The 25,998-nt window shown below is 61.8% G+C and carries 23 protein-coding genes and 2 pseudogenes; 6 read left to right on the top strand and 19 right to left on the bottom strand.

The window, feature by feature from the left end:
- Positions 1-13 precede the first annotated feature (13 nt).
- A complete protein-coding gene (locus tag BUE39_RS19150; protein WP_073430297.1) occupies positions 14-1,366 on the bottom strand; it encodes a hypothetical protein in 1,353 nt (450 codons plus the stop codon).
- A gap of 80 nt (positions 1,367-1,446) precedes the next feature.
- On the bottom strand, positions 1,447-3,186 hold the full coding sequence (locus BUE39_RS19145; RefSeq protein WP_073430296.1) for a leucine-rich repeat domain-containing protein: 1,740 nt from the start codon (positions 3,184-3,186) through the stop codon (positions 1,447-1,449).
- Positions 3,187-3,834: 648 nt separating this feature from the next.
- Here BUE39_RS19145 and BUE39_RS19140 point away from each other — a divergent pair.
- Positions 3,835-6,252, top strand: a complete 2,418-nt coding sequence (locus BUE39_RS19140) for a pentatricopeptide repeat-containing protein (protein ID WP_159442578.1) — start codon at positions 3,835-3,837, stop codon at positions 6,250-6,252.
- Between the two features lie 170 nt (positions 6,253-6,422).
- Here the strand turns inward: BUE39_RS19140 and BUE39_RS19135 are convergent.
- A pseudogene (locus tag BUE39_RS19135) lies at positions 6,423-7,001 on the bottom strand (IS6 family transposase).
- A gap of 757 nt (positions 7,002-7,758) precedes the next feature.
- Between BUE39_RS19135 and BUE39_RS35180 the strand changes: the two are divergent.
- The 3 genes and pseudogenes from BUE39_RS35180 (at position 7,759) to BUE39_RS19125 (ending at position 8,731) form a co-directional block, all read left to right on the top strand.
- On the top strand, positions 7,759-7,911 hold the full coding sequence (locus BUE39_RS35180) for a hypothetical protein (protein ID WP_167363291.1): 153 nt from the start codon (positions 7,759-7,761) through the stop codon (positions 7,909-7,911).
- 130 nt (positions 7,912-8,041) lie between these two features.
- Positions 8,042-8,351, top strand: a pseudogene (locus tag BUE39_RS19130) (transposase); the annotation flags it as partial.
- The gene (locus tag BUE39_RS19125; protein WP_073430294.1) at positions 8,351-8,731 is read left to right on the top strand and encodes a hypothetical protein; all 381 of its coding nucleotides are present in this window, start codon (positions 8,351-8,353) and stop codon (positions 8,729-8,731) included. The pseudogene BUE39_RS19130 and the gene BUE39_RS19125, both read left to right, overlap by 1 nt.
- A 120-nt stretch (positions 8,732-8,851) precedes the next feature.
- Here the strand turns inward: BUE39_RS19125 and BUE39_RS19120 are convergent, their stop codons facing one another.
- Positions 8,852-10,690 carry a hypothetical protein gene (locus BUE39_RS19120; RefSeq protein ID WP_073430293.1) on the bottom strand — a complete coding sequence of 613 codons (1,839 nt, stop codon included), beginning with the start codon at positions 10,688-10,690 and terminating at the stop codon, positions 8,852-8,854.
- A 107-nt stretch (positions 10,691-10,797) separates the two neighbouring features.
- On the opposite strand from BUE39_RS19120, the gene BUE39_RS19115 reads away from it, so the two are divergent.
- Entirely contained in the window at positions 10,798-11,100 is a 303-nt protein-coding gene (locus tag BUE39_RS19115; protein WP_073430292.1) for a hypothetical protein, read from the top strand.
- Positions 11,101-11,143: 43 nt separating this feature from the next.
- Here BUE39_RS19115 and BUE39_RS19110 read toward each other — a convergent pair whose 3' ends face one another.
- The 15 genes from BUE39_RS19110 to nac form a co-directional block, all read right to left on the bottom strand.
- On the bottom strand, positions 11,144-11,485 hold the full coding sequence (locus tag BUE39_RS19110; RefSeq protein WP_090518799.1) for a hypothetical protein: 342 nt from the start codon (positions 11,483-11,485) through the stop codon (positions 11,144-11,146).
- A gap of 310 nt (positions 11,486-11,795) precedes the next feature.
- Complete coding sequence (locus BUE39_RS19105) at positions 11,796-12,551, bottom strand: glucose 1-dehydrogenase (RefSeq protein ID WP_073430310.1); 756 nt, start codon at positions 12,549-12,551, stop codon at positions 11,796-11,798.
- A 366-nt stretch (positions 12,552-12,917) separates the two neighbouring features.
- Positions 12,918-13,766, bottom strand: coding sequence for a transporter substrate-binding domain-containing protein (locus tag BUE39_RS19100; RefSeq protein ID WP_073430290.1), 849 nt, complete (start codon positions 13,764-13,766; stop codon positions 12,918-12,920).
- A gap of 109 nt (positions 13,767-13,875) precedes the next feature.
- Positions 13,876-14,604, bottom strand: coding sequence for an amino acid ABC transporter ATP-binding protein (locus tag BUE39_RS19095; RefSeq protein ID WP_073430289.1), 729 nt, complete (start codon positions 14,602-14,604; stop codon positions 13,876-13,878).
- 27 nt (positions 14,605-14,631) lie between these two features.
- Positions 14,632-15,381, bottom strand: coding sequence for an amino acid ABC transporter permease (locus tag BUE39_RS19090; protein ID WP_073430288.1), 750 nt, complete (start codon positions 15,379-15,381; stop codon positions 14,632-14,634).
- A 1-nt stretch (position 15,382) separates the two neighbouring features.
- Positions 15,383-16,084 (bottom strand): amino acid ABC transporter permease, encoded by a 702-nt coding sequence (locus BUE39_RS19085; RefSeq protein WP_073430287.1) that lies wholly within the window; start codon positions 16,082-16,084, stop codon positions 15,383-15,385.
- Between the two features lie 351 nt (positions 16,085-16,435).
- Positions 16,436-17,446 (bottom strand): 2-hydroxyacid dehydrogenase, encoded by a 1,011-nt coding sequence (locus tag BUE39_RS19080; RefSeq protein ID WP_073430286.1) that lies wholly within the window; start codon positions 17,444-17,446, stop codon positions 16,436-16,438.
- 32 nt (positions 17,447-17,478) lie between these two features.
- Positions 17,479-18,237, bottom strand: coding sequence for an SDR family oxidoreductase (locus BUE39_RS19075; RefSeq protein ID WP_073430285.1), 759 nt, complete (start codon positions 18,235-18,237; stop codon positions 17,479-17,481).
- A 173-nt stretch (positions 18,238-18,410) separates the two neighbouring features.
- A complete protein-coding gene (locus BUE39_RS19070) occupies positions 18,411-19,178 on the bottom strand; it encodes a LamB/YcsF family protein (RefSeq protein ID WP_073430284.1) in 768 nt (255 codons plus the stop codon).
- An 85-nt stretch (positions 19,179-19,263) separates the two neighbouring features.
- Entirely contained in the window at positions 19,264-19,728 is a 465-nt protein-coding gene (locus BUE39_RS19065; protein WP_083085669.1) for an acetyl-CoA carboxylase biotin carboxyl carrier protein, read from the bottom strand.
- Between the two features lie 3 nt (positions 19,729-19,731).
- Entirely contained in the window at positions 19,732-20,739 is a 1,008-nt protein-coding gene (locus tag BUE39_RS19060) for a 5-oxoprolinase subunit C family protein (protein ID WP_073430283.1), read from the bottom strand.
- The gene (pxpB, locus tag BUE39_RS19055; RefSeq protein ID WP_073430282.1) at positions 20,736-21,407 is read right to left on the bottom strand and encodes a 5-oxoprolinase subunit PxpB; all 672 of its coding nucleotides are present in this window, start codon (positions 21,405-21,407) and stop codon (positions 20,736-20,738) included. Before pxpB ends, BUE39_RS19060 begins: the two co-directional genes overlap by 4 nt.
- An 83-nt stretch (positions 21,408-21,490) precedes the next feature.
- Positions 21,491-22,843, bottom strand: a complete 1,353-nt coding sequence (accC, locus tag BUE39_RS19050; protein WP_073430281.1) for an acetyl-CoA carboxylase biotin carboxylase subunit — start codon at positions 22,841-22,843, stop codon at positions 21,491-21,493.
- 6 nt (positions 22,844-22,849) lie between these two features.
- Entirely contained in the window at positions 22,850-23,347 is a 498-nt protein-coding gene (locus BUE39_RS19045; protein WP_073430280.1) for an acetyl-CoA carboxylase biotin carboxyl carrier protein, read from the bottom strand.
- Positions 23,348-23,571: 224 nt separating this feature from the next.
- Positions 23,572-24,507, bottom strand: coding sequence for a nitrogen assimilation transcriptional regulator NAC (gene nac, locus BUE39_RS19040; protein WP_073430279.1), 936 nt, complete (start codon positions 24,505-24,507; stop codon positions 23,572-23,574).
- 276 nt (positions 24,508-24,783) lie between these two features.
- Between nac and BUE39_RS19035 the strand changes: the two genes are divergently transcribed.
- Positions 24,784-25,992, top strand: a complete 1,209-nt coding sequence (locus BUE39_RS19035; protein WP_073430278.1) for an aspartate transaminase — start codon at positions 24,784-24,786, stop codon at positions 25,990-25,992.
- Positions 25,993-25,998: the final 6 nt, after the last annotated feature.

Here is a 25,998-nt window from a genome sequence, read left to right as displayed (position 1 = left end):
TTTGTCGCAGCCTTCAGCGTGTATAGCGCGTGAGGTCGTCCAGCGTTGCGGAGCTTCTGTCGATGGCGCGGCCGTCCGACGGCGTGACGGCATTCCACGTTTCCCCTCGCAGGCGTGCAACGACCTGCGAATCGCTTTCACGAGACGAGCCCGACGACACGGACGCCATGGAGTTCTCGCGCTCGTCGCGGGCCGATCGGATTTCCGTCCGTCGCTGCTGGTACGACGCTTCCTGACGCAGACGTGACGTCGCCTCGCTCGCGCCCGAAAGGACTCGCTGTCGGAGGTCACGGCTGAGGCGGCTCAGTCCACTCTGCAGGTGTGACCACTCATCGCCTTCTATATCATCCTGGATGGTGGTCAGGTTCGGCGCCTGTGAACGGGGCGGAATCCAGCGCACATGCCGCTGTGCTCTCGCCAGGATGCTTGCGGTATTCGCGGTACTGCGCTGCGTGCGGTCAGAATGGCCGGACGCAGCCGAGGGGACCCTGGTCGAGTTCGCCGTCCGAGCCGTCGTCTGCGATTGCCGCGAGTTACGCGATCGCGCCTGTTCGGTCGAGTTGGACGGGGTACTGATCAACGACGCGACGTCGGCGGAAAGCTGTGATCGGGCAAACCGTCGCAATCGCCGATTGGAGGTCGCATCCGATTCGTCGCTGCCGGTGGATCTCCGCTCCGATCCGGCGGCAAGAGCGCGAGCCGTCTCCATCAGGCTCGGCGTCGCCCGCTGCCTGTCCGAATGCACGGGTCTCGACGACCCACCGCTCGCATCGGACAGGTGTGTCCGCGCAGTATGGTAGGTCCGCTGGGACGCATCCGACAGGACCGAAGCCGTGTCGCTTCTCGTCGACTCGTCTTCCATCGACGGCATGCCCTCCTCGCGTTGAACGGCCTCGTACTCGGCCCTGTCCATCCCCCAGATGGCGTCTGCATCGCCTGTGCGGTAACTCGGGGAAGCGGCCGCGTATGTCGGGCCGTGATTCGAGTACAAAGAGGCATGGGACTGATGGTCGTCGTCATCCGCGAAGAGGTAGGACACGAAACTTTTGAGTGAAGCGTTTTCCTCGTTCGCCTTTCCGGAAGACTCGCGGTCGGGGCGAGCGTCGGCAGCCACGGAATGATCCGAAAACGCATTCGACACGTAGCTCTGGAGGGAAGCGAGATCGTAGTCCTGGCCCGTGTCTCGTTCGGCGCGCGCCTGTTGCGCCGAACGAAACGAGGCGAGCGAATCGGTGTGCCCGCCTAAGGACCGGGACCGCCGGCTGCTTCCGCCAGGCTCTCCCGAGCCCGAGTTCCGGCTTGCCCGATCCGACATGTCATCTTCGAGTCCTGCATACTTGCCGCTGCCACTGATTCTGCTTTTCATTGCATTTCATCCAGTCGATTAATTAGTGAGACTACCGATACGGCGGCGAACATCAGACGATGCCGCCACCCCTTTTCGAATCAAACCGGTCCGAAAGGCTGCTGCACTTCAAACCACGGTGCCGCCGCGTCATTCAAGCGCGCCGTTGCTGCCGCCGCACCGGGCATCGGCATTGTTCCTGCCATGTCACCCTGCATGCGCCCCCCCGGACCGTTGCGCAGTTGCGCAAGCGCGAAGGCCAGCCTGTGTTGCGGGACACTGCTGAGGTAGGCGGCGACGGCACTCGCCTGGGGCTGCGGCAATCGCTCCAGTTCGGCATGGAGTGCCGCGAGGAGGTCGGACCGCCGTTGCGGCGCGGGCGGCGGCGAAGGCAATACGGATGGACCGCCGCCGGCCCCCTCGATATCAAACATATCAACGCGTGCCGCTGTCCACAGGTCCGGTTCCGGTTCCTGCTGTGGCGCAAGCGCCGGGGTGCTCGTCTGCGCCGGGAAATGACGGGAGGCATACTGCTCGGCCAGCCCCTCCGCCCACGCCTGAAGGCGGCGCTCGCCCCAGGTCTCGTCCGCCTCCGCCCCCTGCCCCACGTGCTGCAGGCCTTCGATTTCCCCGGATTCCTCGTGGTCCCGCATGAAGCTCAGCTCCGAACTCGTCGAGTTCCAGTCGCTGCCTTCCAGCGGAACGAGGCGCGGCCGGTGCCGCCCCGGGACGGCACGACCTTTCTCGATGCCCCGCCCCGCGGCGAGGCGAGCTTCGTTCACTAGACCCTGCCGAATGTTCGTCCCTCTGGTATTCACCTTCACCCTGCCGCCGGCGTTCTTCAACTGGTGGTCGTCCGCGGCGGTCAGCCTCAGCTTCGCTGCATAGCCGAACCCGCCAAAGACGGTCGGCAAGCTCGCCATCGAAGCGTTCTCCGAGACATTCAGGTTCAGCTTCCGCACAGGTATCTCGCACGTCGACGGAAGCTGCTGAAGCTGGTTGTGCGACAGATCGAGGCGCCCCAGCAATCCGAACAACGGGCCCCAGGTGCCCGGAATGTCACCAAGCTGGTTTTGTGCGAGATCGAGCTCTCTCAGATTCTTCAGCGCACCCATTCGTGGCGGAACGAGTCTCAACCGATTGGAACGGGCGGAAAGCGCTTCGAGTTGTGCGAGATCCGCGAGCTCGTGCGGAAGCGATTCGAGTCGGTTCGAATCGACATTGAGATGCTTCAACGATAGCAGCCGGCCGATGTTGGACGGCAGTTCGGTCATTCGATTGTCTCGCGCGTCGAGCGTTTGCAGCTGCTTCAGGCGGGTCACCGCGGAGGGCAGATGGTCCAGCTGATTTCCGCCGATCCGGAGCGCCCGGAGTTGCGCGAACTGCCCGACCTTCGCCGGAATCCGCCCCAGCGAGAGGCCGTCGAGCGTCAGGGTGTGCTCCTGCTCAAGCTCGGCATACTCGATGCGCGCCGCGGCATCTGACCGTTGAGCAGTGGGGGCACCGCCCGTCAGCCAGCGCTCGAAATCCTGTTGGACCCGCTCCTCAAAAGGGGCCTCCGGCTGCTTCGTCTTCGCGCCTGGCCGGGAAGTCCCCCCTTCTGCGGGGTTCTTTTGAGCGGGGCGTGGCGGCCGGGGCTTTGCCGCGTCGCCGAGGCGCAGATTCTGTAGGGCCTGGAGTTCGCCGGCCACCGCCCGCCGGCGCGGCTGCGCCGTCTGATCGCCGGCCTGCGGTGACATGCCGTTCGCCTGCTCACCCGCGTTTGCCGGATGAGAGAGGCTGTTGTAGGCCTCAACGAACTGTGCGTGATTGAATACGTCGCCGTATTTGAAGTAGTCCATGCGATAGCCCTGCGTTGCCAGATTTCGCCCACTTACATTGCCCAAGTTCGTCGCAGCATGCGTGATGCATGCCATGGACGTCAGGCTGCGGCGAAAAGCGCAGGACATCGGTCATGACCGTCCGTTGTCGCCGGCCGCGTGAGCGGATAGCGAACGGAGTTTCGGTTGCGGCGAAAATGAGAAATAGCGCTTCGGTTTCGGGGCGCGAGGCGCTATCTTCCACCGCACCGGCGCCGACCCATGTGGCGCAAGAGAAAAAACGGCGAACCAAACGAAACTCAGGAAACGTTTGCATCGGGCGAATGTGACGCAATGCCGTCGAGGCCGGCATGCATCTCTCACGCCATCGAAGTGTGCGGCGCCGGGCCTGCCTTAGGCCGTTTTGCGGCTGAGTTTCGAGTTTGGAAGCGGTATTTCGCCTCCCCTGCACACACCGACAATGGCCGGCCGCGTAGATTTCGACGTACCGTGCCGGAAGCCTGCTCGGGCAATCAGTTCGCGACAAGTCAGAACCCACAGGTCTGCGCTATGATCCAAGGGCCTTCAGCAAGACTCCCTCTCATTTCCGTCCATGAATCAATGAAAACGACAAGGGTCGCCCCCACTCCTGCAGGCGATGCGCTCGTAACGGGACCGGCGCAGACTCCGATGCGAGATCAGGAACCTCTGTCGGGCAGCCGCCGCAGACAGCCTGGCGGCGAACTCGACGGCCTAGCGGGCGTGCGAGCCATCAAGCCGCGCCCCACGGGGAATCTGGGAAACGCACCGCGGCGTCTCATCACACTGGCTGGCCATTTTCCCGCTGGCGACACCGCTGCAGGGCACCGCTCTCCGGACGCTGACCATGCCGGACACACGCGGGGTAACGGCCTGGACGCGCGGCGAACGGCAAACGTGGAGCAAGACTCGGCACAGCGGCCGCGACTCGGCCTCAGGCCGCTTGCCGACGTAAGCAGCCATTCGGGGGAAACGCGCGCGGCCATTCAGGTCGCTCCTCAAGCCGTTCCCGGAGCAGACGGCACCGGCACCGTACCTGGGTTACCGCGGCGCAGGACATCCAACATCCGGCCGGCTGGGCCCAACGAGGCCGACAATCGCTCGAATGATTCGATAATCGCGCAGTACAAGGCCGGCAGGCGCGCGCCGGACGAAGTGCTGAAGGTGACAGCCTCGCTTTTGAAAATGAGCGGCAACTTCTCGACGACGATGAAGCTGTTCCGCGCCGTGCAGCAAGCGGGCATTCAGCCGAGCGTCATCACCTACAACGCGGCGATTTCCGCGTGCGACAAAGCCGGGCGATCCGACGAAGCACTCGGGCTGTTCACCGAACTGAGCGATCTCGCCAGACGCGATCCGTCGATAAAGCCGGACGTCGTCACCTACAACGCCACGATTTCAATGCTCGGAAAAGCCGGTCGCCCCGACGACGCGCTGCGACTGCTCAACGAACTGAAGCATCTCGCCGTCGACGACCCGTCCATGCGCCCAACTCTCATCAGCTATACCGCGGCAATCTCGGCGTGCGGGAGGAGCGGCCGTGCCACCGAAGCGCTGTCGCTCCTGGCGGAGCTCAAGCAGCAGGCCACGGGAGATCGGTCGATGCGCCCGAACAACATTACCTATAACGCGGCGATTGCGGCATGCGCGAAAGCCGGCCGGGCGGATTCAGCCTTGGACCTGCTGGAGGAAATGAAAGCGCTCGCTTTCCGCGACCGCTCGATGCGTCCGAACGCGATCAGCTACAACTCGACGATCTCCGCTTGCGGAAACGCGGGCCGGCCGCGCGAAGCCCTGAGGCTGCTAGGCGAACTGAAGCGGCTGTCGGCCACGGATGCCTCGATGCGCCCGGATACGATCACTTACAACGCGACATTGACCGCGTGCGGCAAAGGGGGGCTCCCGCGCGAAGCCTTGGCTTTGCTTGATGAGCTCAAGCATCTTGGCGGCCAGGACGCGTCGATGCGTCCGAACGTGGTCACTTACAATGCGGCCATCTCGACCTGTGAAAGCGCCGGCTGGATCGACCGCGCTCTCGAGTTGCTGCAGGAAATCAAACGGTTGCCGATGGGACCGGACGTCGTCACATATACCGCGGCGATCTCCGCGTGTGGCAAAGGCGGTCGACCGGATGAGGCGATCCGGCTCTTCGCCGAGCTGAAGGATCTGGCTCGGCACGACTCGTCGATGCGTCCCACTGTCATCGCCTACGGCGCGGCCATTTCCGCCCATGGCGAGGCGGGCCGCGCACGCGAAAGCCTCGCGCTGTTAGACGAAATCGAAACGTTGGCGCGTCACGATCCGGCGATGCGCCCTACCGTCGCAACCTATGGCGCTGTGATCTCCGCACTGGAGACGAATGCCTGCGCTGACGAAGCGCTCGATGTTTTCAACAGGCTCAAAGGAGTGGGCCGGAAAGACCCCGCGATGCGTCCAACCGTGGCGATTTACAGCGCGACGATCTCGGCGTGCGGTAGGGCTGGCCGCGTAGACGATGCACTGCGCTTGCTGAATGAAATGAAAGATGCGGCGAGGCAGGATGCTTCGGTAGCGCCGGACCTCGGCGCCTATAACGCGGCCATCATCGCATGCAGCAGGGCAGGCCACCTCGACGACGCCCAGGCACTCTTCGAAGAGGTGGGACATCTCGGGCGTAGCGACGCCTCGCGGCGAGCCGATCTCGTCACGTACAGCGCGGTGATCTCAGCGTACGGCGACGCGAATCGTGCGGCGCCGGCCCGAGCCTTGATCGAACAAGCCATCGAGGAACGGATCTTTCAACCCTATGCTGGGTACAACCCGTCGACCAACACGATGGACTTCCACGCGAACCGCATCTGCGTCAACCCGCCCTCGTCAGACCGACCCAAAGGCGTCGCGGCCGGGCTGGCCGTGTCCTTGCTCAGATATCACCGCGATGCCGGCAATCTGAACAACCGCACGAAATACGTCGTGGGCCATCAAGGAAACAACGCGGTGAAGATCGCGGTGCTGGAGGAACTCAATCGCGCGCAGCCGGGGGCCTATTGCATCGCGCCGAATAACCCCGGCCTCGTGGTGGCGGCATAGCCCGCTTCATACGCCGCTACCAGATCTGTTCACGGCAAGCCACGCTTCTTTGCCTATCGCGTTCACCATTTCAGGATCGAGTCCGGCCCAGACATCATGTATGGACGTGCCGCGGTTCTGTCGCGATAAGGCCATACTGACAATCATGAACTAGATTAGAAGGACCCTGCTTACATCATCAAGGAGTAAAACTGCTCGGCGGTAGATTGATGAGTTCCATGCTCCTTTTCAACTGTCCTTTCCGGATCATATGCATCGTTTCGATGCCCAGACAGGATGAGGCGGGCACAACGAAAATCCTTGAAGCCCTTCATCGGTTTGACCGTCTCCGGCGCGCCATTCTGGTCAATGGCTTTCTCGAAGTAGCGACGCGCCGCAGCCTTGTCTCGATGCGCTCGCAACAGAAAATCAACCGTCCGGCCGGCCTTGTCCACTGCACGATAGAGGTATTTCCAGTCGCCACTGATCTTCATATACGTCTCGGCCATCCGCCAGCGCTTACCGACCGGACGCTTGTGCTTGCGGAATGCTTTCTCGAACAGCGGCACAAGCTTGATCACCCAGCGATGCACGGTTGAATGATCAACCTCGAAGCCGCGCTTAGCCATCATCTCTTCGAGATTGCGCAGGCTCAGCGAGTACGCCACATACCAGCGCACGCACAATAGAATCACCTCCGGCGGATAGTGCAGTCGTATCAGAACCTTCATCAATTCCGCCGGCATGGACTTTCGCAGCATCTTCTTCATCCCAGGCTTCAGAAATTTTGTCCATCGAACTTTATCGCAACGCCTTAGCGCGACAGAACCGTTCTGTATCACGACCAGAAAAGGTTCGTTTATGTCCAAAGCAATTCGCGTACTGACCGATTCCGTGCCGGCTCTCAGATAGAGTTGCGTACAGCAACAATTTTATTGGCACTGGGCCTGTTGATCAGCGATGGAGCGACTAAATATTCAGTTGGCAACGAGCGGAGCACGCTGTCCGTCCGATCTGCAACTGATCGAGTCGATGCTGACGGCTCATCACGAAGGGAGAGGAGACGACGTCGAACGAGCGAACAAGCGACGGCGGCAAAAAACTCGCCGACCTGCTCGGCAACACTACCTCCGAGTGAGGATGACCAAAACGTACGAAGCGTGACCAACAAACTGAGCGACGTGCCTGCCGATGTGCCGCAAGCCGTGGCGCAGCCTCCCCAGTCCGGGCGGCATTCGCGAACTGGCGGACGCACTTGATACGGCGGCCAACGCCGCGGCGTCGCGCTCGACCGTTACCGGCAGCACTGAAGCTCCGGGCCGGCGTGGAGGGACTTCGCGCCGTGGCGCAATTACGCGGCACCTTGATGTAGCAGTGCGCATGTAGCGCGGCGCGCCCTTTTACGAGTGGTGCGCTGCACGCGAGCAGTCGTGTTCAACCCGACGGGCACGCACTTTTTCCCCGACGTTCCGCATGGGGCGGAACGTTTAAATGTTGTACCAATTGTCTTTTTCAAGGATATTAACCATGAGTGCACCTGTTTCCAGCGCAGCAGCCACTAACAGTTCAACCGCCGAAATCTACCAGGCGATGGCTGAAGAGAACGAAATCAATAAGGCCAACACGCTCGCGAAGATTGCGACGATGGGCCTGAAGGCCGCGAAGGACATCGTCGGCTAAGTGCATCGGCGCGCCATCCGGCCGCGCATGGTGCGCCGGTCGGGAATCGTCCGCGATTCCTGACCGAATCCTTAACATGGCTTGATCTCGGACACCTCTCGATCCGGCTCATCGTTGCGAGAAGTTCGCGTTGAAAAAGGACCGGGAGAGCCTGCTGGCCTTCTACGACTTCCGGCCGAGCACTGGCAGCATTTGCGGACGACGAATGCGATTGAGTCGACGTTCGCGACCGTGCGCCACCGCACTACGCGCACGCACAACTGCGTGTCGCGACCAACCTTCCTGGGTCTGGCATTCAAACTGATCGAGGAAACCGAGAAAACCTGGGCCTGCATCAACGGCCCCCGAACAGATCAAGGTGTTACTGGAGGGCATTGCCTTCAGGGGACGGCGAACCGCTGCAAGGCGATCAACCGGTTCAGCAGAAACTCGCCGCCTGATGTCACCGGCCATCAACCGCCCTACACCGGCCTTGACGTTATCTCTCGTCGGACGCGGCCACGCCGGCAACGTGATAACCGGTGAGCGCCGCTATATGGGCGACAACGCGGGCACTCGGCTCGACTTCCTCTGCACGTTGCGCGGCCACCATGAGACGCAGCCCGCGTCGCCGGCACGCACGGCCGAGTTGGCAAAGATCGACGCCGAGATCACCCAGACGTTCGGCGACGACAGCATTTGGCGGCGATCGACGCTGTATGTACTGGAGGCGCTCGCCGCCCAGCGCACGGCCGCCCTGTCGTTCATGCTCAACGCACAGAATACGCAGTCGGTGTCGGGAGTGCGAGAGCTGTCAGTACTAGTTCCGACGTCATCCTGATCGTCGCGATCAGTGCGGCGATATCCACGGGTGCCGGTGCGTGATACGAGCGCGGTGCCCCGGCACTCAGCCGCTCGCGTGCTGGCCCTTCAACGAGGCGACGATTCAACGCTGCCATACTCACGACCCCGACCCCGGTCGTTGCAGGTGCCTTCCGGCCATGCTCTTCAATCGGGCCCACAACGACTCGTTAAGCTTTCCACGATGGACACTGGCGTCCAGATTGCCGAGTTTCCGCTGAATTTCCTCCCAGCGCGGGCCCATCGTCCTTTGCCGGTCGGTCTTCACGTGGATCGCGCCATATGCTTCAAAGGGCAGCGACAGGCTCGCTCTCTCGCTCACGGGCTGCCTGGTATGAACATGGACAAACAAGGGTTCGGCCATGCTACCGTCCGAGAGCGGTCGCGGCTCGACACGCAACTCGAACAGCCTGCCCTGCGTGCCGTCATCGCCTTCGGACGGCAGCATGACCGGCGCCCTCACGGCAGCGATCTCGTGCATGTCGATCAGACGATCGATGTGCTTCGCTTTCGGATAGGCGTTGCGCTTGAGCGAATCCGATTCGTCCGCGTTCATGCGGGCCTCTATCGGTTGGAGCACGACTATCCGTTCGTTCAGGCGAGCGAGGCGCTCGCCCGTTTCTCCATCCTGCGGCAAGGATTCGATTTTGCGGCACATACTATGCAATGCATCGACGCTGCCGAACCACGACTGCGCCGAATTGCGAATGATGTGCGCGATGCTTCCCGGATCCTCACCGTTCCCGGTCATCGCATCAATGACGCTCGTGTCTTTTCCAAATTTGCGCGCGAGCGCGAGCGGGTCGGCATGCACCTCGTCCACCGCATCCAGAGTCAACCGTTTTTCCTTGTTGAATTGCGCATCCGCGAGCTTGAGCACCTCGGCCCGCACCGCAGCCTCGAAAGAGGTGGTGACGTCAGGCGTCGCTGAGAGGCCTTTCGCGCGCGCACGGCGCTGCGATCGCTTCGAGCTTTTTTCCATGCCTGACGATGCCGCTTTGGCGCGCGTCGGCTCAGACTTGTCCGGAACCGCGGGCTCGGCGGAGGACGACGATGCCACCGTGCCAGCCTCGTCGCGTATCGCCGCAAGGAACGGCGACGCGAAAGCGGCGAGCGCGTCCATGTAGTTGAGTGCGCCCTGCCATCGCTGTGGCCCTTCGCCGTCCGGCGACCAATGCTCGGCGGCCTGCTGCGCGAATTGATCCGCGGCGCGCTCGAGTCTGCCGAGCCCAAACCGCATATCCTGTAACAGCTTCGTTCTGGCCTCGGCTGTGCTGGGATCCTTGCTCATGCTCGTTACCGCAGCCGACAGCAAATGGATGTTGCTGAAGATCGGATCCATTGCATCAAGCGATTGCACGACTTCATCCGGCCACTCGTAGGTTCGCAGCCGCGCGCCGTGGGCCGCGGCGGCAAACGCGGCAAAGGCGCCGCGCATGTACCGCAAGGCGATCTCGATGCGCCCACAATTGTCTCGCGTCACCTCGTCGTGTTCCGGGTTGTGGGCGAGCCCGCAGTCAAGGTCATGCAGCGTGGCTTTGGCAAACTGCTCGTGATCGGCGAACTCCGCGATCGAGTCGGCATACTGCTTGAGTTGCAAGTCCATGCGATGCCGAAGGGCTAGCCGTGCCGCCTGGTCGCCGGCGGTGCCGCCGGTTCGGGGCAAGATCGGTCCCCCTTCGAACGATGTCCCCTGCATAAGCCTGGCCACCACCGCGTGAAGCCCTGAAGCGGCGCGTACGCCGATTCCTTCCAGCGTCGTTCTTTGGCTGCCCAGCATGGGGTCGGTGCAAAGCGCCTGCGCTTTTTTGGCATCGTTGAATGCGACCCTGTAGAGGCGGCATTTCTGTTCATCGTCCACGCTTGCTTCGGCGAGATCAAAGGAAATTGCGAGCCGCTTCGATAGTGCCTGCAGTTGCTCGAGCTGTTGCCGGGTCATGGAGGGTGAAGCCGTGGCACCGATTTGCGATGCGCGGGGCAGCACGCCTGCGCGGGGCTGCGGACGGGCGGCGGCACTCGCCGGTCCGACTGACTGCGCGCTGCGGCATGCCGGAAATTCCCGGCGATCTGCGTGTGCCGCTACGTGCGGCGCCGGCGGACGGCTCCCGCGAGTCGCTCGATGAGGGGGTTGCGGGTGTGGGCGGAACATTTCCGCCGGACGAGATTCTTCCGACTCCCTTGTTCGACATCTACTTTCTCCAAAACGCCGGACGGTGGATTTCCGGCGAGTATTGCGTTGCCGATCAGCTTAGGGGCCAACGCACCGGCCGCGCTGCGCAGGAAAGCGAATCGACGGCGATTGCGACGAAACTTCGACGGGCAGGCGAGGACGGCGATGCCACACGTTAAAAATCTCCAGCACTGTCGCGAGCTTCCGCGACAAAAAACCTGGTCAATGCAGCGTCCTGATCCGGATTTCTTCCAACGTTTCATCTAGAAGCTGTCGTGCCTCCTCGGCTGACTCTATGCCAAGCATCACGGCTCCAAACGTGCCGTCGTTGTGCATCATCAGCACGTGCGCCTTGGCGGTCTCGCCCTCCTTGAATCGGTGCACCAGTTTCCGATAACCTTTCAATGCCGCACTGGAGGAAAACAGCGCTTCGTCCGGCTTCCAGTTGTCGACATGCCCGCCCCACCAGCGGGTATCTGCCCGGTCGATTAGCGCGACCAGTGCGCGCCGATTCAGTTTTGTTTGTTGTGCACTGGAAAGTGCGTCTTCAAAGGAAAATGTCATGGGCGTTTCTTTGGTCTTTGATCGGACGATGTCGATGGACTCGGGCACGTTAGCATGCCAATGACAGACGGTTCGGGGCCGGAAACGAATTTTCGTATCGCAAACGCGAACGATTGCGTGGGTCGCAGCGTAAGATCGCGTACTCGATGTATACGGCGCGCCGCTTGTACAGTATGTCGGTGAACTGCGCACCCAGCCAAGGCGAGCGAATGCGAATGTGGTGCGCCTCGACTCAGGCGGTTTCCTGTCGAATGCAACGCTGCAGCAGCGGCTCGCTGCCGTGGATTCCAATGGAGGCGCGATCAAGGGGTTACAACGTGGCAGTTACTCCGCCATCTACGTAAAGAATGTGGCCGTTCACAAAGTTCGAAGCGTCGCTCGCCAGAAACACAGCAGCGCCGACGAGATCTTCCACATCGCCCCAGCGTCGCGATGGCGTGCGTCCAATCAGCCAGTTGCTGAACGTTTCATCCTTGACGAGCGCTTCCGTTAGCTCCGTCTTGAAGTAGCCTGGCCCAAGGCCATTGACCTGGATGCCATGTTGCCCCCAGTCGATGGCCATGCCTTTCGTCAGCATCTTCACCGCGCCTTTACTCGCGGTGTAGGCCGCGATGTTGGGACGGCCCAGTTCGCTTTGTACCGAACAGATGTTGACGATCTTCCCGCGCTTGCGAGCAATCATGTGCCGCGCGACCGCCTGGCCAACCAGGAACACGCTGTCGACATTGGTCTTCATCAGCTCTTCCCATTGGGCATGGGAAAACTGTTCGAGCGGCGCACGGCGTTGCATGCCGGCGTTGTTGAAGAGAATGTCGATCGCACCGATTTCGCGCTCGATATCGGCGATCGCCGCGTCGACGTCAGTGGCCGACGTCACATCGAAACTCGCGGCGTGAACGGTCGCCCCCTCATCGCGCAACCGGCTGACAGCCTCAGCCAGCCTGGCCGCATTGCGACCATTCAGAATCACTTCGGCGCCGGCACCTGCCAATCCTTTGGCCAGCGCATAACCGATACCCGTACTCGACCCGGTAACCAGAGCACGACGCCCCGACAGATCGAACATCTTCAGATTGTTGTTCAACTCGACTCCTCTTCGACTCTATGATTCGTCCGACTTCCATCCAGTACCGTTTGGCGCGTCCAGCCATTGCATGACCTCTGCCCGACTGCGCGCGCTGTGCAGCGAAGCGGAAAGGTGGAGCACACCATCTTCACCAACCGGTGACTCCAGCGTTGCGAATTGATCCGCCGCATGCGCTCCCGATAGCAACGTCTCAACGCGGAACAGGACAGCGCGGCCGTCCCATGCATATCATCCACCCGATCGGCGAGGCGGTTCAGCCACGGCTCGCGGTCACTATCGCACAACGCGACCCCGCGACACATCTTGTCGCGGCTTTGCGCACCGCTGCATCACACACTTTCTGCCTCAGGATACCGGCGTGAACTTGAGCTGATCGATCGGCGTGACCTTGTCGGTCCGGGTCAGGCCATAAGGCGTCTTCGGTCCTAGCCACTTGTCGAAAATACCGCTCATCTCGCCGCTCTGCTCCATCAAAGCCAGGGCCTTGTTGACCGCGCTCAGCATGGCCGGCTCGTTCTGGCGCAAGCCCACCGCGATCGGCTCGATCAGCATCGGCTCCGACGCAATCGCCACCGCGCCGTCCGTGCCGTCCACCTGCTTCGCGATCTTCGTGGCCGTCATCTGATTGGTCACGAAGCCTTTGACCTTGTTCTGCTCGAGTGCGAGAAACGCCGAGCTAGTATCGTGAAACGTCACCGCCTGGCCATCCTTGATCGAAATTGGAATCGACTGAGCGGATGTCGAGCCGTCGGCAGCGCTGATTTTCTGGCCCGCGAAATCGATCAGTTTCTTGGCGGCATCGGCCTTCTTCACAACAAGGACTTCCTTGGTGGAGTAGTACGAGTCGCTAAAGGCGATCTGCGTAGCGCGGGTTTTGGTGTAGGCCAGGTTGGCGACTACAATGTCGACACGCCCCAGCTTCAGTTGCGGAATCCGCGCCTCGACAGCCAACGGTTCGAGCTTCGCCTTCACGCCCAACTGTTTCGCCACCGCGTTGCACAGGTCCACGTCCATGCCTTCGAGCTGACGCGTCTGCGCGTTCGGATACGAGAACGGCTCAACGTTCGAATACACACCGCAGCGCAACTCGCCGCGGCCCTTGATATCGGCCAATTGATCAGCATGTGCCGGGGCAATCGACGCAACCGCACCGCCAACGACCAGCATCCCCGCGAAAATCTTCTTTACCTGCATCGTGACGCTCCTGAAGTTTATGTGTAAAGCAATCGACTGCTGATCAACGGTGGTCAAACCGAATCTGAATCTGTATCTGCGCCGAGAAAGCCATACCGCCCTGCTTGCCTCAATGTGAGCGAAGATCGGACAGGAATCGCTGTGCCCGCTCGTGTTTCGGGCGCAAGAAGAATTCTGCCGGCTCCGCCGTTTCGAGAATCTTCCCTGCATCCATAAACCAGACGCGATCGGCAACCTCGCGTGCAAACCCCATCTCATGCGTGACGCACATCATCGTCATGCCTTCCTGCGCGAGGCGCTTCATCACGTTCAACACTTCGCCGACCATCTCCGGGTCGAGCGCACTGGTGGGCTCGTCGAACAACATTGCCGGCGGATCCATCGCCAGTGCTCTCGCAATAGCGACGCGCTGCTGCTGACCACCGGACAATTGCGGCGGAAACGCACTGGCCTTGTTCGACAGACCGACGCGCGCGAGTAAATCCGCCGCTTTACGTTCCGCATCCGCGCGCTTGAGGCCGTGCACTCGCATTGGCGAAAGCGTGATGTTGTCCAGCACCGACAAGTGCGGAAACAGGTTGAATTGCTGAAACACGAAGCCGACACGGCTGCGGTAAGCATTCAGACCCAGCTTCTTGTCGTAAATATTTTGACTGTCGAAGAAGATCTGCCCACGGTTGATCTCCTCGAGCCGGTTGACGGTGCGAATCAGTGTCGACTTACCCGATCCGGACGGTCCGCAGACCACCACGACTTCGCCTTTGCGAACTTCGGCGTTCACGTCCACGAGAGCGTGATATTCGCCGTACCATTTGTTGACGCCGGAAAACTTGATCATGCGAAATACCTCGAAGTGATTGAGCGCCTAGTTCTCGGTGGGTAGCGGATCGGTCAGCGCAACGTTGGCCGCCTTCCGGGTCCTCGATGCGACACCGGCCCGCTTGCGCGTTACGCGCCGCTCCAGATACTGCGCAAGCTGTGTGAGCGCATAGCACAGCGCGAAGTAACTCAAGGCGAGAATCAGGTACACGGAAAAGGGCTTCGTCAGCAGCCGGTTGTTGATCTGGTCCGCTGCGAAGGAGATTTCCTGGACGTTGATGATGTAGCCCAGCGAGGTTTCCTTGATCGTCGATACGAACTGCGTGACCATGCTCGGCACGACGTTGTAAAGCGCCTGCGGCAGGATGACTGCGCGCATGGTCTTCATGTAACTCATGCCGAGCGCTCTCGAAGCTTCCGTCTGTCCTTTCGGCAGCCCCTCGATGCCCGCACGGATGATTTCCCCGAGATAGGCCGAGTCATAGATGACGAGTGCGCACAGCATCGTGACAAACCCTGTAACCGGATAGCCGGTCAGCACAGGCACGAGAAAGTACACCCAGAAAATCACCATCAGGAGTGGGATGCCCCGCACCATGTAGACGAGACCTGTGGCCGGCGCCCGCAGAACCCGGAAAGGACTGATGCGTGCCAAGGCGACCAGGATACCCAGGGGAAATGCGATGACGAGTGCTGAAAGCGACAGCAGGATCGTCAGTACGATGCCGCCGAGCGGGCCATGCGGATACTGCCCGATGAGCAGCAGTGTCCAGTTGTCGCGCAGGATATCGAGCATGTCACTTCACTCCCGGAATGCGGTAGTGCATCGCGATCCTGGCGCCGCACAGCATGATGACGAGCGAGAGCCCGAGATACACCGCCGTGGCGATGAAATACGACTCGAACGAGAGGAAGGTTTCGTTCTCGATCTGCCGGGTGACATAGGTCAGCTCCGCCGCACCGACCGCCATCGCGAGACTGGTGTTCTTGAACAGCAGGACTGCGTGATTGACCATCGGCGGAATTGCATTGCGCAGCGCTTGCGGAAGCACGACGAAACGCATGCCGTTCAGGAAGTTCAGACCCAGTGCACGCGAGGCTTCGTACTGACCATAAGGAATTGCGCGCAATCCGCTGCGGATATCTTCGGAGAGATAGGCCGCGCTGCACAAGCCAATCGCCACGACCGCAAAAATGAACTGGCCGTTGTAGTGGTTCAGCACAGTCTGCAACGATTCCGGCAGAATGTTCGAAATGCCGAAGTACCAGAACAGGATCTGGACCAGCATCGGCACATTGCGATGGTAGGCCACGAATGACGCGACAAACGCCTTCGCGAGGCGATTGTTGGTCAGGCGGATCAGCGTGAGAAGAATGCCCACCACCAGCGAGAGTAGCCACGCCAGCGCGGCCATCGCGAGGGTGAGCTCGATCCCATGGAGAAACAGCGCCCCATAGTCGCCTCGCAGCACCGTCGCCAGGTCAAAGTGAAGTTTCATGTTGCACACGTCCCATGATTCGGATCGAAGCGACGATGCCGGTCTGACTCGACCCACGGCACCATCGTCATCCCCCCGGAAGCCGTCATTGACTCCCGTGTTGAATTGATACTAGCCCGCGAAAAAAGACCGTTTCAGAGGCCTTTCTTCTGGTGCAATAAGTTTCGGGAATGATGAATCGGAACGGCGTCCGGCAGTGCGACAGGCGTGGTTCTGCATGGTGTTTGTCTCCAGCATGTGGCGCCTCTGCGGGTGCCTCATCGGTCGGCGCGCTCCTTTATCGGAGCGCTCGCGCTTGAGAAACGACGGCGGCGGAATTACGCCGGCGCAGCATGCTGCGCTGGTCATCGTTCAGACTGCGGCTGTCGGGCGTGTCAGTACCTGTGGGTTCACCGGTGTCGGCGGCTTGCCGGCCGCTGCGCCGTGCCCTAGAGCGGCAATCAAATTGTCTGCGCAAAGCGCGGCCATCGCGCGCCGCGTGCTGACAGACGCGCTGCCGATATGCGGGGTGAGCACCACATTCTTTTGCGCAAGAAGCGCCGGGCAGATAACCGGTTCGCCTTCGAACACATCCAGACCGGCCGCCGCGATGCTGCCTTCGTTCAGCGCTACCGCCAAAGCGGTATCGTCCACCACGCCGCCGCGTGCGATGTTGGTCAGCGTGGCCGACGATTTCATCTGCTTGAACTCCGCCGCACCGATCGCGTGGTGCGAGCTAGCCGAGTAAGGCACCACGACGATCAGGTGATCCGACTCGCGCAACAGCGTTTCCTTGTCGACATAGCGCGCCCGGCAGTTCTCCTCGACATCCGGCGCCAGTTGCGAGCGATTGTGATAGATCACGCGCATGCCGAAACCGAATGCACCACGTCGCGCAATGGCCTGCCCGATACGTCCCATACCGAGAATGCCGAGCGTCGCCCCATGCACATCGTTGCCGACGAACATGTCGTAGCGTCCGGTTTTGGTCCATTCGCCGGCGCGCAGGAAGTGTTCCGACTCGGTGATGCGCCGCGCCGTTGCCATCATCAGCGCGAAGCCGAAGTCGGCGGTGGTATCCGTCAGGACGTCCGGCGTATTCGTCACCAGCACGCCACGCGCGGTACAGGCTTCCACGTCGACGTTGTTGTAGCCCACGCCGATGTTGCATATCGCCTTCAACTGCGGGCAAGCGTCGAGCAAGGTTGCGTCGATCCGGTCGCTGCCGGCCGTCATGGCCCCCACCTTGCCCTGCAGCCTGGCAATCAGCTCTGGTTGCGTCCAGATCGTGTCGTCCGGGTTGTCGGTCACGTCGAAGTTCGCGCGCAGGCGGTCGACGATATCCGGAAATGACGCACGGGTAACCAGTACCGATGCACGCATGGAAAACCTCCTTGTTGAACTCTGAATTGCACTTACTCGTTCTGGTCGGCGGAATCGCGTTTGATCGTCGTCAACCCGCCCGGCACCTGCAGCGTAGGCAGAATTTCCATGCTGCTGATGTTGACCGCGAGCGGCGCGGCGATCGCAAAGGCGATGGCGTCGGCAATATCGGACGGCAACGGCAGCTCGAAACCGTCGATGAACTGCTTGCGCGCCGCCTCGATGTCGCCATGCACGTGGCCAAAAATATCGGTGGCGACGCGGCCCGGACAGATCTCCGTCACACGTACGCGCCTGCCGGTCGCATCCACTCGCAACTGACGCGACAACGCATGGATGCCGGCCTTCGTCGCGGAGTATATGGAGTTGCCGTTGAAGTTGTAGATCCCCGCGATCGAGCTGATGTTGACGATGTGACCGCGATCGCGGGCAACCATACCCGGCATGGTGAGCCGCACGATATGCAGAACGGCCTGCAGGTTGACTTCCACCTGAAGGTCGATGTCCGCGGCAGCGGCGTCCAGAATCGAGCCTTTGGTCGATACGCCGGCGTTGTTCACGACGATATCGAACTGCACGTCCTGCGTCAGCTTCGTGACGGCCGGCAAATCGCACACGTCGATCGCGTGCGGGATGCAACCAGTTCGCTCCGCCAGCTCGTTCAGACGTTCCGCGTTGCGAGCTAGCGCATGCACTTCGAGTCCTTCACGGCAGAAGCGCTCGACAATCGCAGCGCCCATTCCGGTCGAAGCGCCCGTCACCAGCGCGATCTTGTAGTCTGAAAACGGCATGAATGACCTCCATTTGTAGTTCTGGACTGTCGCTCTTTGAGGCGTGCGATAAGCCTGTTTAGCAATGTATACGTCGTGAAAACGTGGGGCAAAGACGGATTGGCTTTGTGGCTATAAGGCCGGCTTATGGTTGGCCGATGCAGCTTGGTCGATGCAGGTTGACCGACGCGCGCCTAGCGTACGAGCTTCGACACCGGCACGACGCGCCCGCCCGCGGATTCGATCACGCCGCGCACCGTGCGCGCGAGTTCGACGGCGCCAGGCGTATCGCCGTGCAGCAGAATCGATTGGACCGCGACTTTGAGCTTGTTGCCCGTGATCGTCGTGATCGTGCCGTCTTCGAGCAACTCCTTGACGCGTGCCAGGACGGCCGCGCGATCCTTGATGACCGCATCTTCCAGCTTGCGCGACACGAGCGCGCCCTGATCGTCGTAGGCACGATCGGCGAGAAACGTGTTGGCCGTGCGCATCCCGATGTGATCCGCAGCGCGCTCGATTTCCGTGTTCGTCGAAACGCTGATGATCAGGTCGCGATCGAATTCGGCGAGCGCCCGCACCAGCGGCTCGGCCAGCTCATACGATGCCGCGGCCATGTTGCCCAACGCGCCGTGAAAGCTCATGTGCGTGACGCGATGTCCGGCCCGCTTCGCGATGCCCGCAAGCGCGCCCATCTGATACACCACGTAATTCGCCAGTTCAAGCGGGTCCGCCTGAATCTGCCGCCGGCCGAAGCCCATCAGGTCGGGAAAGCCCACATGCGCGCCAACGTCGATCTGGCGCGCCAGCGCCATCCGCACCGTCTTGTCCATGATGACGGGGTCGCCCGCGTGATAGCCGCATGCGACGTTGGCGGACGAGACAATATCGAGCATCGCTTCGTCTTCGCCCATTTGATAGGGTCCAAAGCCTTCGCCCAGGTCAGCGTTCAGGTCGATTTCCACTCTCCACTCTCCATTCTTTAAGCGGTCTGTGCCGGGCTATCCGCAGCGGACCACACCGGCTCAGTGTCTATCTATCGATATGCGTCTACGCCGACGGCGAGAGTTCGAGCAAGGGCGTTCCGTAACCGACCGTTGTGCCATGCGTGACGCACAACCGCATGACCACGCCATCCGCCGACGCGACCACGGGCACGCACAATTGCGCGATCTGCAGCAAGCCGACGATGTCGCCCGGTTTGACGTGATCGCCCGCGCTGACCAATGGCGTGGAACGCGCCGGATGCGTCGACAGAAAGATGCCGGCCGACTTCGCGGTGATGCTGGCGGCGTGCGTCTGCGTAGTTTCCGCTGCGCGCGCGAGTCCGCCGGGAACCACAGCCGAAACCGCCTGCGCCGGCGCATCCGCACCGGCAGAGCCAGGCGCCTGCTCCATCGTCAACCGAACCGTCGCCCCGGGCTTGCTGATTTCGATGAACTCGATATCGACTTCTGCAAGCCACGACGTGATCTGCCGAAGCTCGCCGATATCCACTTCGATTTTTTGTGTCATGTGTCAGTGTCGGGAAGGGCAAAACAGTGCAACGAGATTGCGCACCCTGACGAGATAACTGTCCAGTTCTTCCAGCGCCGTAACGGCTTCCGCGTACGTCGTCTGAACAAAGCGAATCTTCGTACCAATGCGCGCCTGCGCGAGCCGCCATAAATCGGCTTCGATCACGGTGCCGATCTTCGGATAGCCACCCGACGGCTGCGCATCCCGAAGCTGAATGATCGGCTGTCCGCTATGCGGCACCTGGATCACGCCCGGCACGATGCCATGCGAGCGCTTTTCAATCGAATGCGTCGCGACCAGGATCGGACCGGCGAGACGATATCCGTAGCGATCGCTCTGCGGCGTCACTTTCCACCCGTCGCGCCAGAACGCTTCGAGCGACTCCGGCTTATAGCAATCGTATTCCGCGGCGGGCAGCACGCGCACCACGGTTTCGCCCGCGTCGGCTGCGGGCAGGGATAACGGTGCCGGCAACGAATACTCAGGCGGCACCGTGCCGAAACCCGCGGCGAGCACCGCATCTTGCTGCACGATGCGCCCGGCGAGACCCACTGCCTTTACCACATCCCCCTTCTGCAACTGACGACCGTTGTAGCCGCCGAACTGGCCGCGCAATTGCGTACTGCGCGAACCGAGCACTACCGGTACGTCCACGCCGCCCGCGAGCGACAGGTAGCAGCGCGTGCCGCGGGTCGGCACGCCGATCGTCAGCACGTCGCCCTGTTTCGCCTGCACGGTCCACCACGGCAGCACCGGCCGGTCGCCTAAGCGCGCCGAACAATCGGCACCGGTGATGGCGAACGAAAGATCTTCAAGGAAGCGGATGCGGAACGGAAACATCGGAATTTCGATGCCGGCCGCGTCGTCCGGATTGCCGAGCAACAGATTGCCGACCGCAAGCGCCAAGCGGTCCATCGCGCCGGCCGTTCCGACGCCGTAACGCAGATAGCCTTCACGCCCCTGGTCCTGCACCGTCGCGAGCGCGGACGACGACAAGATCTCGATCATGGAACAATCCTCTCGACCCGAAAACGGATCATGTCGCCAGGTGCGAGCGTGGCCGGGTTATCGCGCGTGGGGTCGAAGAACGACATCGATGTATGACCGATCGTGTTCCAGCCGCTCGGTCCCGTCGATGCCGACACGCCGGTCTGCACCCCGCCGATCGACACCGCGCCGCCAGGCAAGCCCAGAACCGGCACCTTGCGCCGCGGCGTGGCGATACGCGGGTCCATACCGCCCAGATAGCAGTACCCTGGATGGCTGCCGAGCGCATAGACCGTGTAGAGCGGCGCGCAGTGCAATTGAACGACTTCGTCGATGGACAAGCCAGTGTGATTCACCACGTCCTGCAGATGTGGCCCGAACTCGCCGCCATATTCCACCGGCAAGTCCACCACCCTCCCCTCGATCTGCAACTCGCCCGCCGCCGCCCAAGCGTCGCGCAACGCGGCGCCGAGCGAGTCCGGATCCGCGGGCGGCGTAGAAAATGTCACCATCAGATTGGTCACGCCCGGCACCGCCTCACGCACGCCCGGCCATGATTCGACCTCGCGGGCGAGCGTCCAGATGCGGCGCTGGGCATGCAGATCGAGCGCGCCCGGCGCTTCGAACAGCATGGCCGTGGTACCCAGCATGCTGATGCAAAGCGCCTGCTCCGATTCATCCTGTTTCATTGCAAGGACAGTCCTCTGTGAATCCGGACGCAGCCGTTCGACTACATCCCCGTGCGCAATCGACGCATGCTCAACAGTCGGCGTCATGTCTGTTTCCTCTTTGCGAGCCAACGCTCCAGATGATGAATATCGACGCCGCCCTCACCGAACCCTTCGTCCTCGAGCATGGCCTGATGCAATGGCACGTTGGTGCGAATGCCTTCGATGCGCATCTCCGAGAGCGCGATGCGCATACGCACCAGCGCCTCTTGACGGGTTGCACCATGGGTGATCACCTTGGCGATCAGCGAGTCGTAATACGGCGGCACGACCGCACCGCTGCTCATATGCGAGTCCACCCGCACGCCGTTGCCGCCCGGCAGTTCCCAAACGGAAATCTTCCCCGGACACGGAGCGAAGGTGAACGGGTCCTCGGCGTTGATCCGGCATTCCAGCGAATGACCAAGCGTGCAAATGTCCGACTGACGGATCGTCAACGCGTGTCCTTGGGCGATCCGGATCTGTTCCCGCACGATGTCGATGCCCGAGGTCATTTCCGTCACCGGATGCTCGACCTGCAGCCGCGTATTCATTTCGATGAAGTAGAACTGGCCGTTCTCGAACAGAAATTCGAAGGTACCCGCGCCACGGTAATTCGTCTGCCGGCAGGCTTCGGCGCAGCGCTCGCCAACTTGCCGGATCAGTTCCGGGTCGATGCCGGGTGCGGGCGCCTCTTCCAGGACCTTCTGATGACGCCGTTGCAGCGAACAGTCGCGCGAACCGAGCCACACGGCATTGCCGTACGTATCGCACAAGACCTGAATTTCGACGTGACGCGGATGCTCGAGAAACTTCTCGACATAGAGCTCGGGCTTGCCGAAGGCGCGGCGTGCTTCCTCACGCGTCACCGACACGGCTTCGAGCAACTGCTCCGGGCCCGGCGCGACGCGCATGCCTCGTCCGCCACCACCACCCGCCGCCTTGACGATCACCGGATAGCCGATCTCCTGCGCGACTCGCAGAATTTCCGTGGGGTCGTCCGGCAGACCGCCGTCCGGGCCCGGCACGCAGGGCACGCCGGCCGCACGCATGGCCCGTTTGGCAGCGACCTTGTCGCCCATCGTGCGGATGGAGTCGGGCTCGGGGCCGATGAAGGCCATGCCGGCGGCTTCGACCTGCGCCGCAAAATCCGCGTTTTCCGACAGGAAGCCATAACCGGGATGAATCGCCTGCGCGCCGCTCACATGCGCCGCGAACAGGATCGCGGCCCGGTTCAGATAACTCTGCCCCGGCGCGGCAGGACCGATGCACAGCGCCTCGTCGGCGAGCCTCACATACCGTGCATCGGCGTCGGCCTCGGAATGGACGGCGACGGTTTTCAGACCGAGTTCACGGCAGGCGCGCTGGACTCGAAGCGCGATCTCGCCGCGGTTGGCAATCAGTACTTTGTTGAACATGGTCGATCAACCGATTCGGAACAGCGGCTGCCCGGACTCCACTTCGCTGCCGGGAGCCACAAGAATCTCCAGAACGGCGCCGCTGAGTTCGGACTCGATCGCGTTGAACATCTTCATTGCCTCGATCGTGCAGAGCACCTGCCCTTCCTTGATCTTGTCGCCGGGATTCACGAAGGGCGCCTCGCCCGGCGCCGGCGTCAGATGAACGACGCCGAACATGGGCGCACGAACGAGTTGCGCCACACTGGCGGTTGTGGGGGCTGCCTTGGGAGTGTCGATGGATTGCGAAGGCCCGGCGTGCGGTGATTGAGCCCCTTGGCTTCCCTGGGTGCCCGGGGGGGATCTCACGGGTACACGTTCATCGCCCGAAGGCGCGTCAGCCCGCTTGCCGCGCCGTTTCGCCTTCACAAGTTTGACCCGTTCCTCGCCCTCTATGACTTCGAGCTTGGCCAGCGGAGAATCCGCCAACAGGTCGATAAGCGCCTTAATCTTCTGGAGATCCATCTTTGAGTCCGTAGCCGGTTGGACGCGCGCCGGTCGATTGGCGTGCGCGAAGCACCGCTGGGGCTGTACGGCAACCAGATTCAATCTCCCGTTGCCTCGCCCGCGTGACGGCTAGCCTCGTCGCGCCGGCTCACTGCGAACCGGGGCGATCGACGATGGACTCAATGTATCCGGCGCATAAAAAATGCGCCAAGACGGTTTGGCTTTGTAGCGATAAGGCGCGCTTATGTATCGGCGCTATCGGCACCGGACTCGAAGCGCACGTCGAGCGCAAGGTCGCCGGCCAGTTCCAACAGGATGTCCTTGACGGCCGCGGCGGGCTCGGAAAGCGGCAAGTGGTCGGACAGACACACCGAAAGCGGGATCTTGATGACGGGTGAAACGATCCGGCATTGCACGACGTCGCCCGCCGCGGCCACGACCCGTGCGGTGGAATCTGGCAGGATGGTCGCACCGATCCCCGCGCTCACCGCGGCTGACAAGGTCGACGCGGATTCGATTTCGGCCACGACCTTGGGGATCATCTGCACGCGCGCGAAACCTTCGTCGACGTACTTGCGCAGATAGTTGTACGGACGCGGCAGGAGCAAAGGCACGTCGCGCAACTCCGTCACGGCGATCTGTTCCTGCGTGATCCCCATGCTGCGCGGCGCCACGAGAAACAGTTCCTCGTTCATCAGAAGCTGGAACGACAGGCCGTGGACGGGCTTGTCGCCATACAGCACGGCCATGTCCATACGCCCGTTCATGATCAGCTCGCTCAACGTCGTGCCGAAGTTCTCGTTGATGTAGAGAAGAATGTCCGGATGCCTGGCGCGCACGGTCCGCAACAGCGGCAGCGAGAGCGCCGACGCGCCCGTGCCGGGCGCGAGCCCCACAGAAACCTGGCCTGACAGCGTCTGGCCGGCGCTCTTCACGTCGGCCTGAGCCTGTTCGTACTGGCGCAGGATCAACTGGGCGTGGCGATACAGCGTGGCGCCCGCCTCAGTGGCCGTGACGCCCCGCTTGGTGCGCACGAGCAGCTGTTGCTGGAACTCGTCTTCGAGCGTGATCAACTGCTGGCTCAGCGCCGGCTGGGCGATATGAAGCACTTCGGCGGCCTGCGTCAGGCTGCCGATATCGACGATCTTCACGAAATACTTCAAACGCCGCAGGTTCACGGTAGTCGCGTCTCAACGTTCAGTGATGGCGACAATGATAGGGCAAGCGCCACGCCGCGCACAGTGCCTAAAAAAAACTTCGCTCCCGCTCCTGCAACGCTAAAAGCGTGGCCTGTCAGCGTATTCCCGCATGGCCCCCGATCGGTAAATGCCGGACGCGCACGCGTATCGCCCTGTCATAAGTGGATGTTATTGCGCCAGCGGAAAGACGTCTTGGCTTGAAGTTTTTCGCGCGCTTAAGGTGAGGCGTCATCAAATGCCGTTGAGGAGTCAAGTGTGAGTGCATCGCGAATTGCCGCCCGCGTCCAGCGAATCAAGCCTTCGCCGAGCAGTGCCGCCGTGGACCGGGCCGCGGAACTGCGGCGGCAGGGGAAAACCATCGTCAACCTCGTGGTCGGCGAACCTGATTTCGACACACCCGCGCATATTCGCCAGGCCGCTTTCGACGCGATGGAGCGCGGCGAAACACGCTATACGCAAACCGCGGGCACGCCGGCGCTGCGCGCCGCCATCGCGGCAAAACTGCAACGCGAGAACGGTCTTTCGTACGATCCCAAACACATCATCGTGACGTGCGGCGCCAAACACGCGATTTTCAACGCGCTCGCCATCACCGTTGAAGCACGCGATGAAGTCCTGATTCCCGCGCCCTACTGGGTGTCCTACCCGGACATGGTGCTCGCCTGTGACGGCGTGCCGGTCGTCGTGCCCTGCACCGAGGAAGACAGTTTCAAGCTCACGCCCGCCACCCTCGAAGCGGCGATCACGCCCCGCACGCGCTGGCTGATCATCAATTCGCCGACCAATCCCACCGGCGCAACCTATAGCGCCGCCGAACTGCGCGCATTGGCGGATGTGCTGTTGCGTCACCCGCAGATGCTGGTGATGATGGACGACATCTACGAACACATCCGGTTCGACGGCGAGGCATCACAGCACCTCTTGTCGATTGAACCCGAACTCAGCTCACGTACCCTGGTCGTCAACGGCGTGTCCAAGACCTACGCGATGACCGGCTGGCGCATCGGCTACGCCGCCGGCCCCGCCGACCTGATCGCGGCCATGGACACGCTCCAGTCCCAATCCACCAGCAACGCCAGTTCGATCAGCCAGGCCGCAGCGCTCGCAGCGCTGAACGGCGACCAGACATTCGTGCAGCAATCGGTGCGGACCTATAAGGAACGCCGCGACCACGCACTCGAAGCGCTTAACGCGATTCCCGGCATCAGTTGCAAAACACCGGGCGGCGCGTTCTATCTGTACGTCAATTGCGGCGGCATGATCGGCCGCACCACGCCGCAAGGCAAGCGCATCGAGGGCGACGTAGATGTCGTTCTGTACCTGCTCGAACACGCCGGCGTCGCACTGGTTGCCGGATCGGCCTATGGCGTTTCACCTTTCTTCCGGATGTCGATCGCGACAAGCATCGACAATATCGATGAGGGCTGCAGGAAGATTGCCGCCGCGGTCGCCGCACTGAACTGAGAGTAC

Source organism: Paraburkholderia terricola (assembly GCF_900142195.1).
In the GTDB taxonomy this organism is placed as follows: Bacteria; Pseudomonadota; Gammaproteobacteria; order Burkholderiales; family Burkholderiaceae; genus Paraburkholderia; species Paraburkholderia terricola.
Note: the sequence above shows the minus strand (reverse complement) of the source record. Positions and strands in the feature narration are given on the sequence as shown.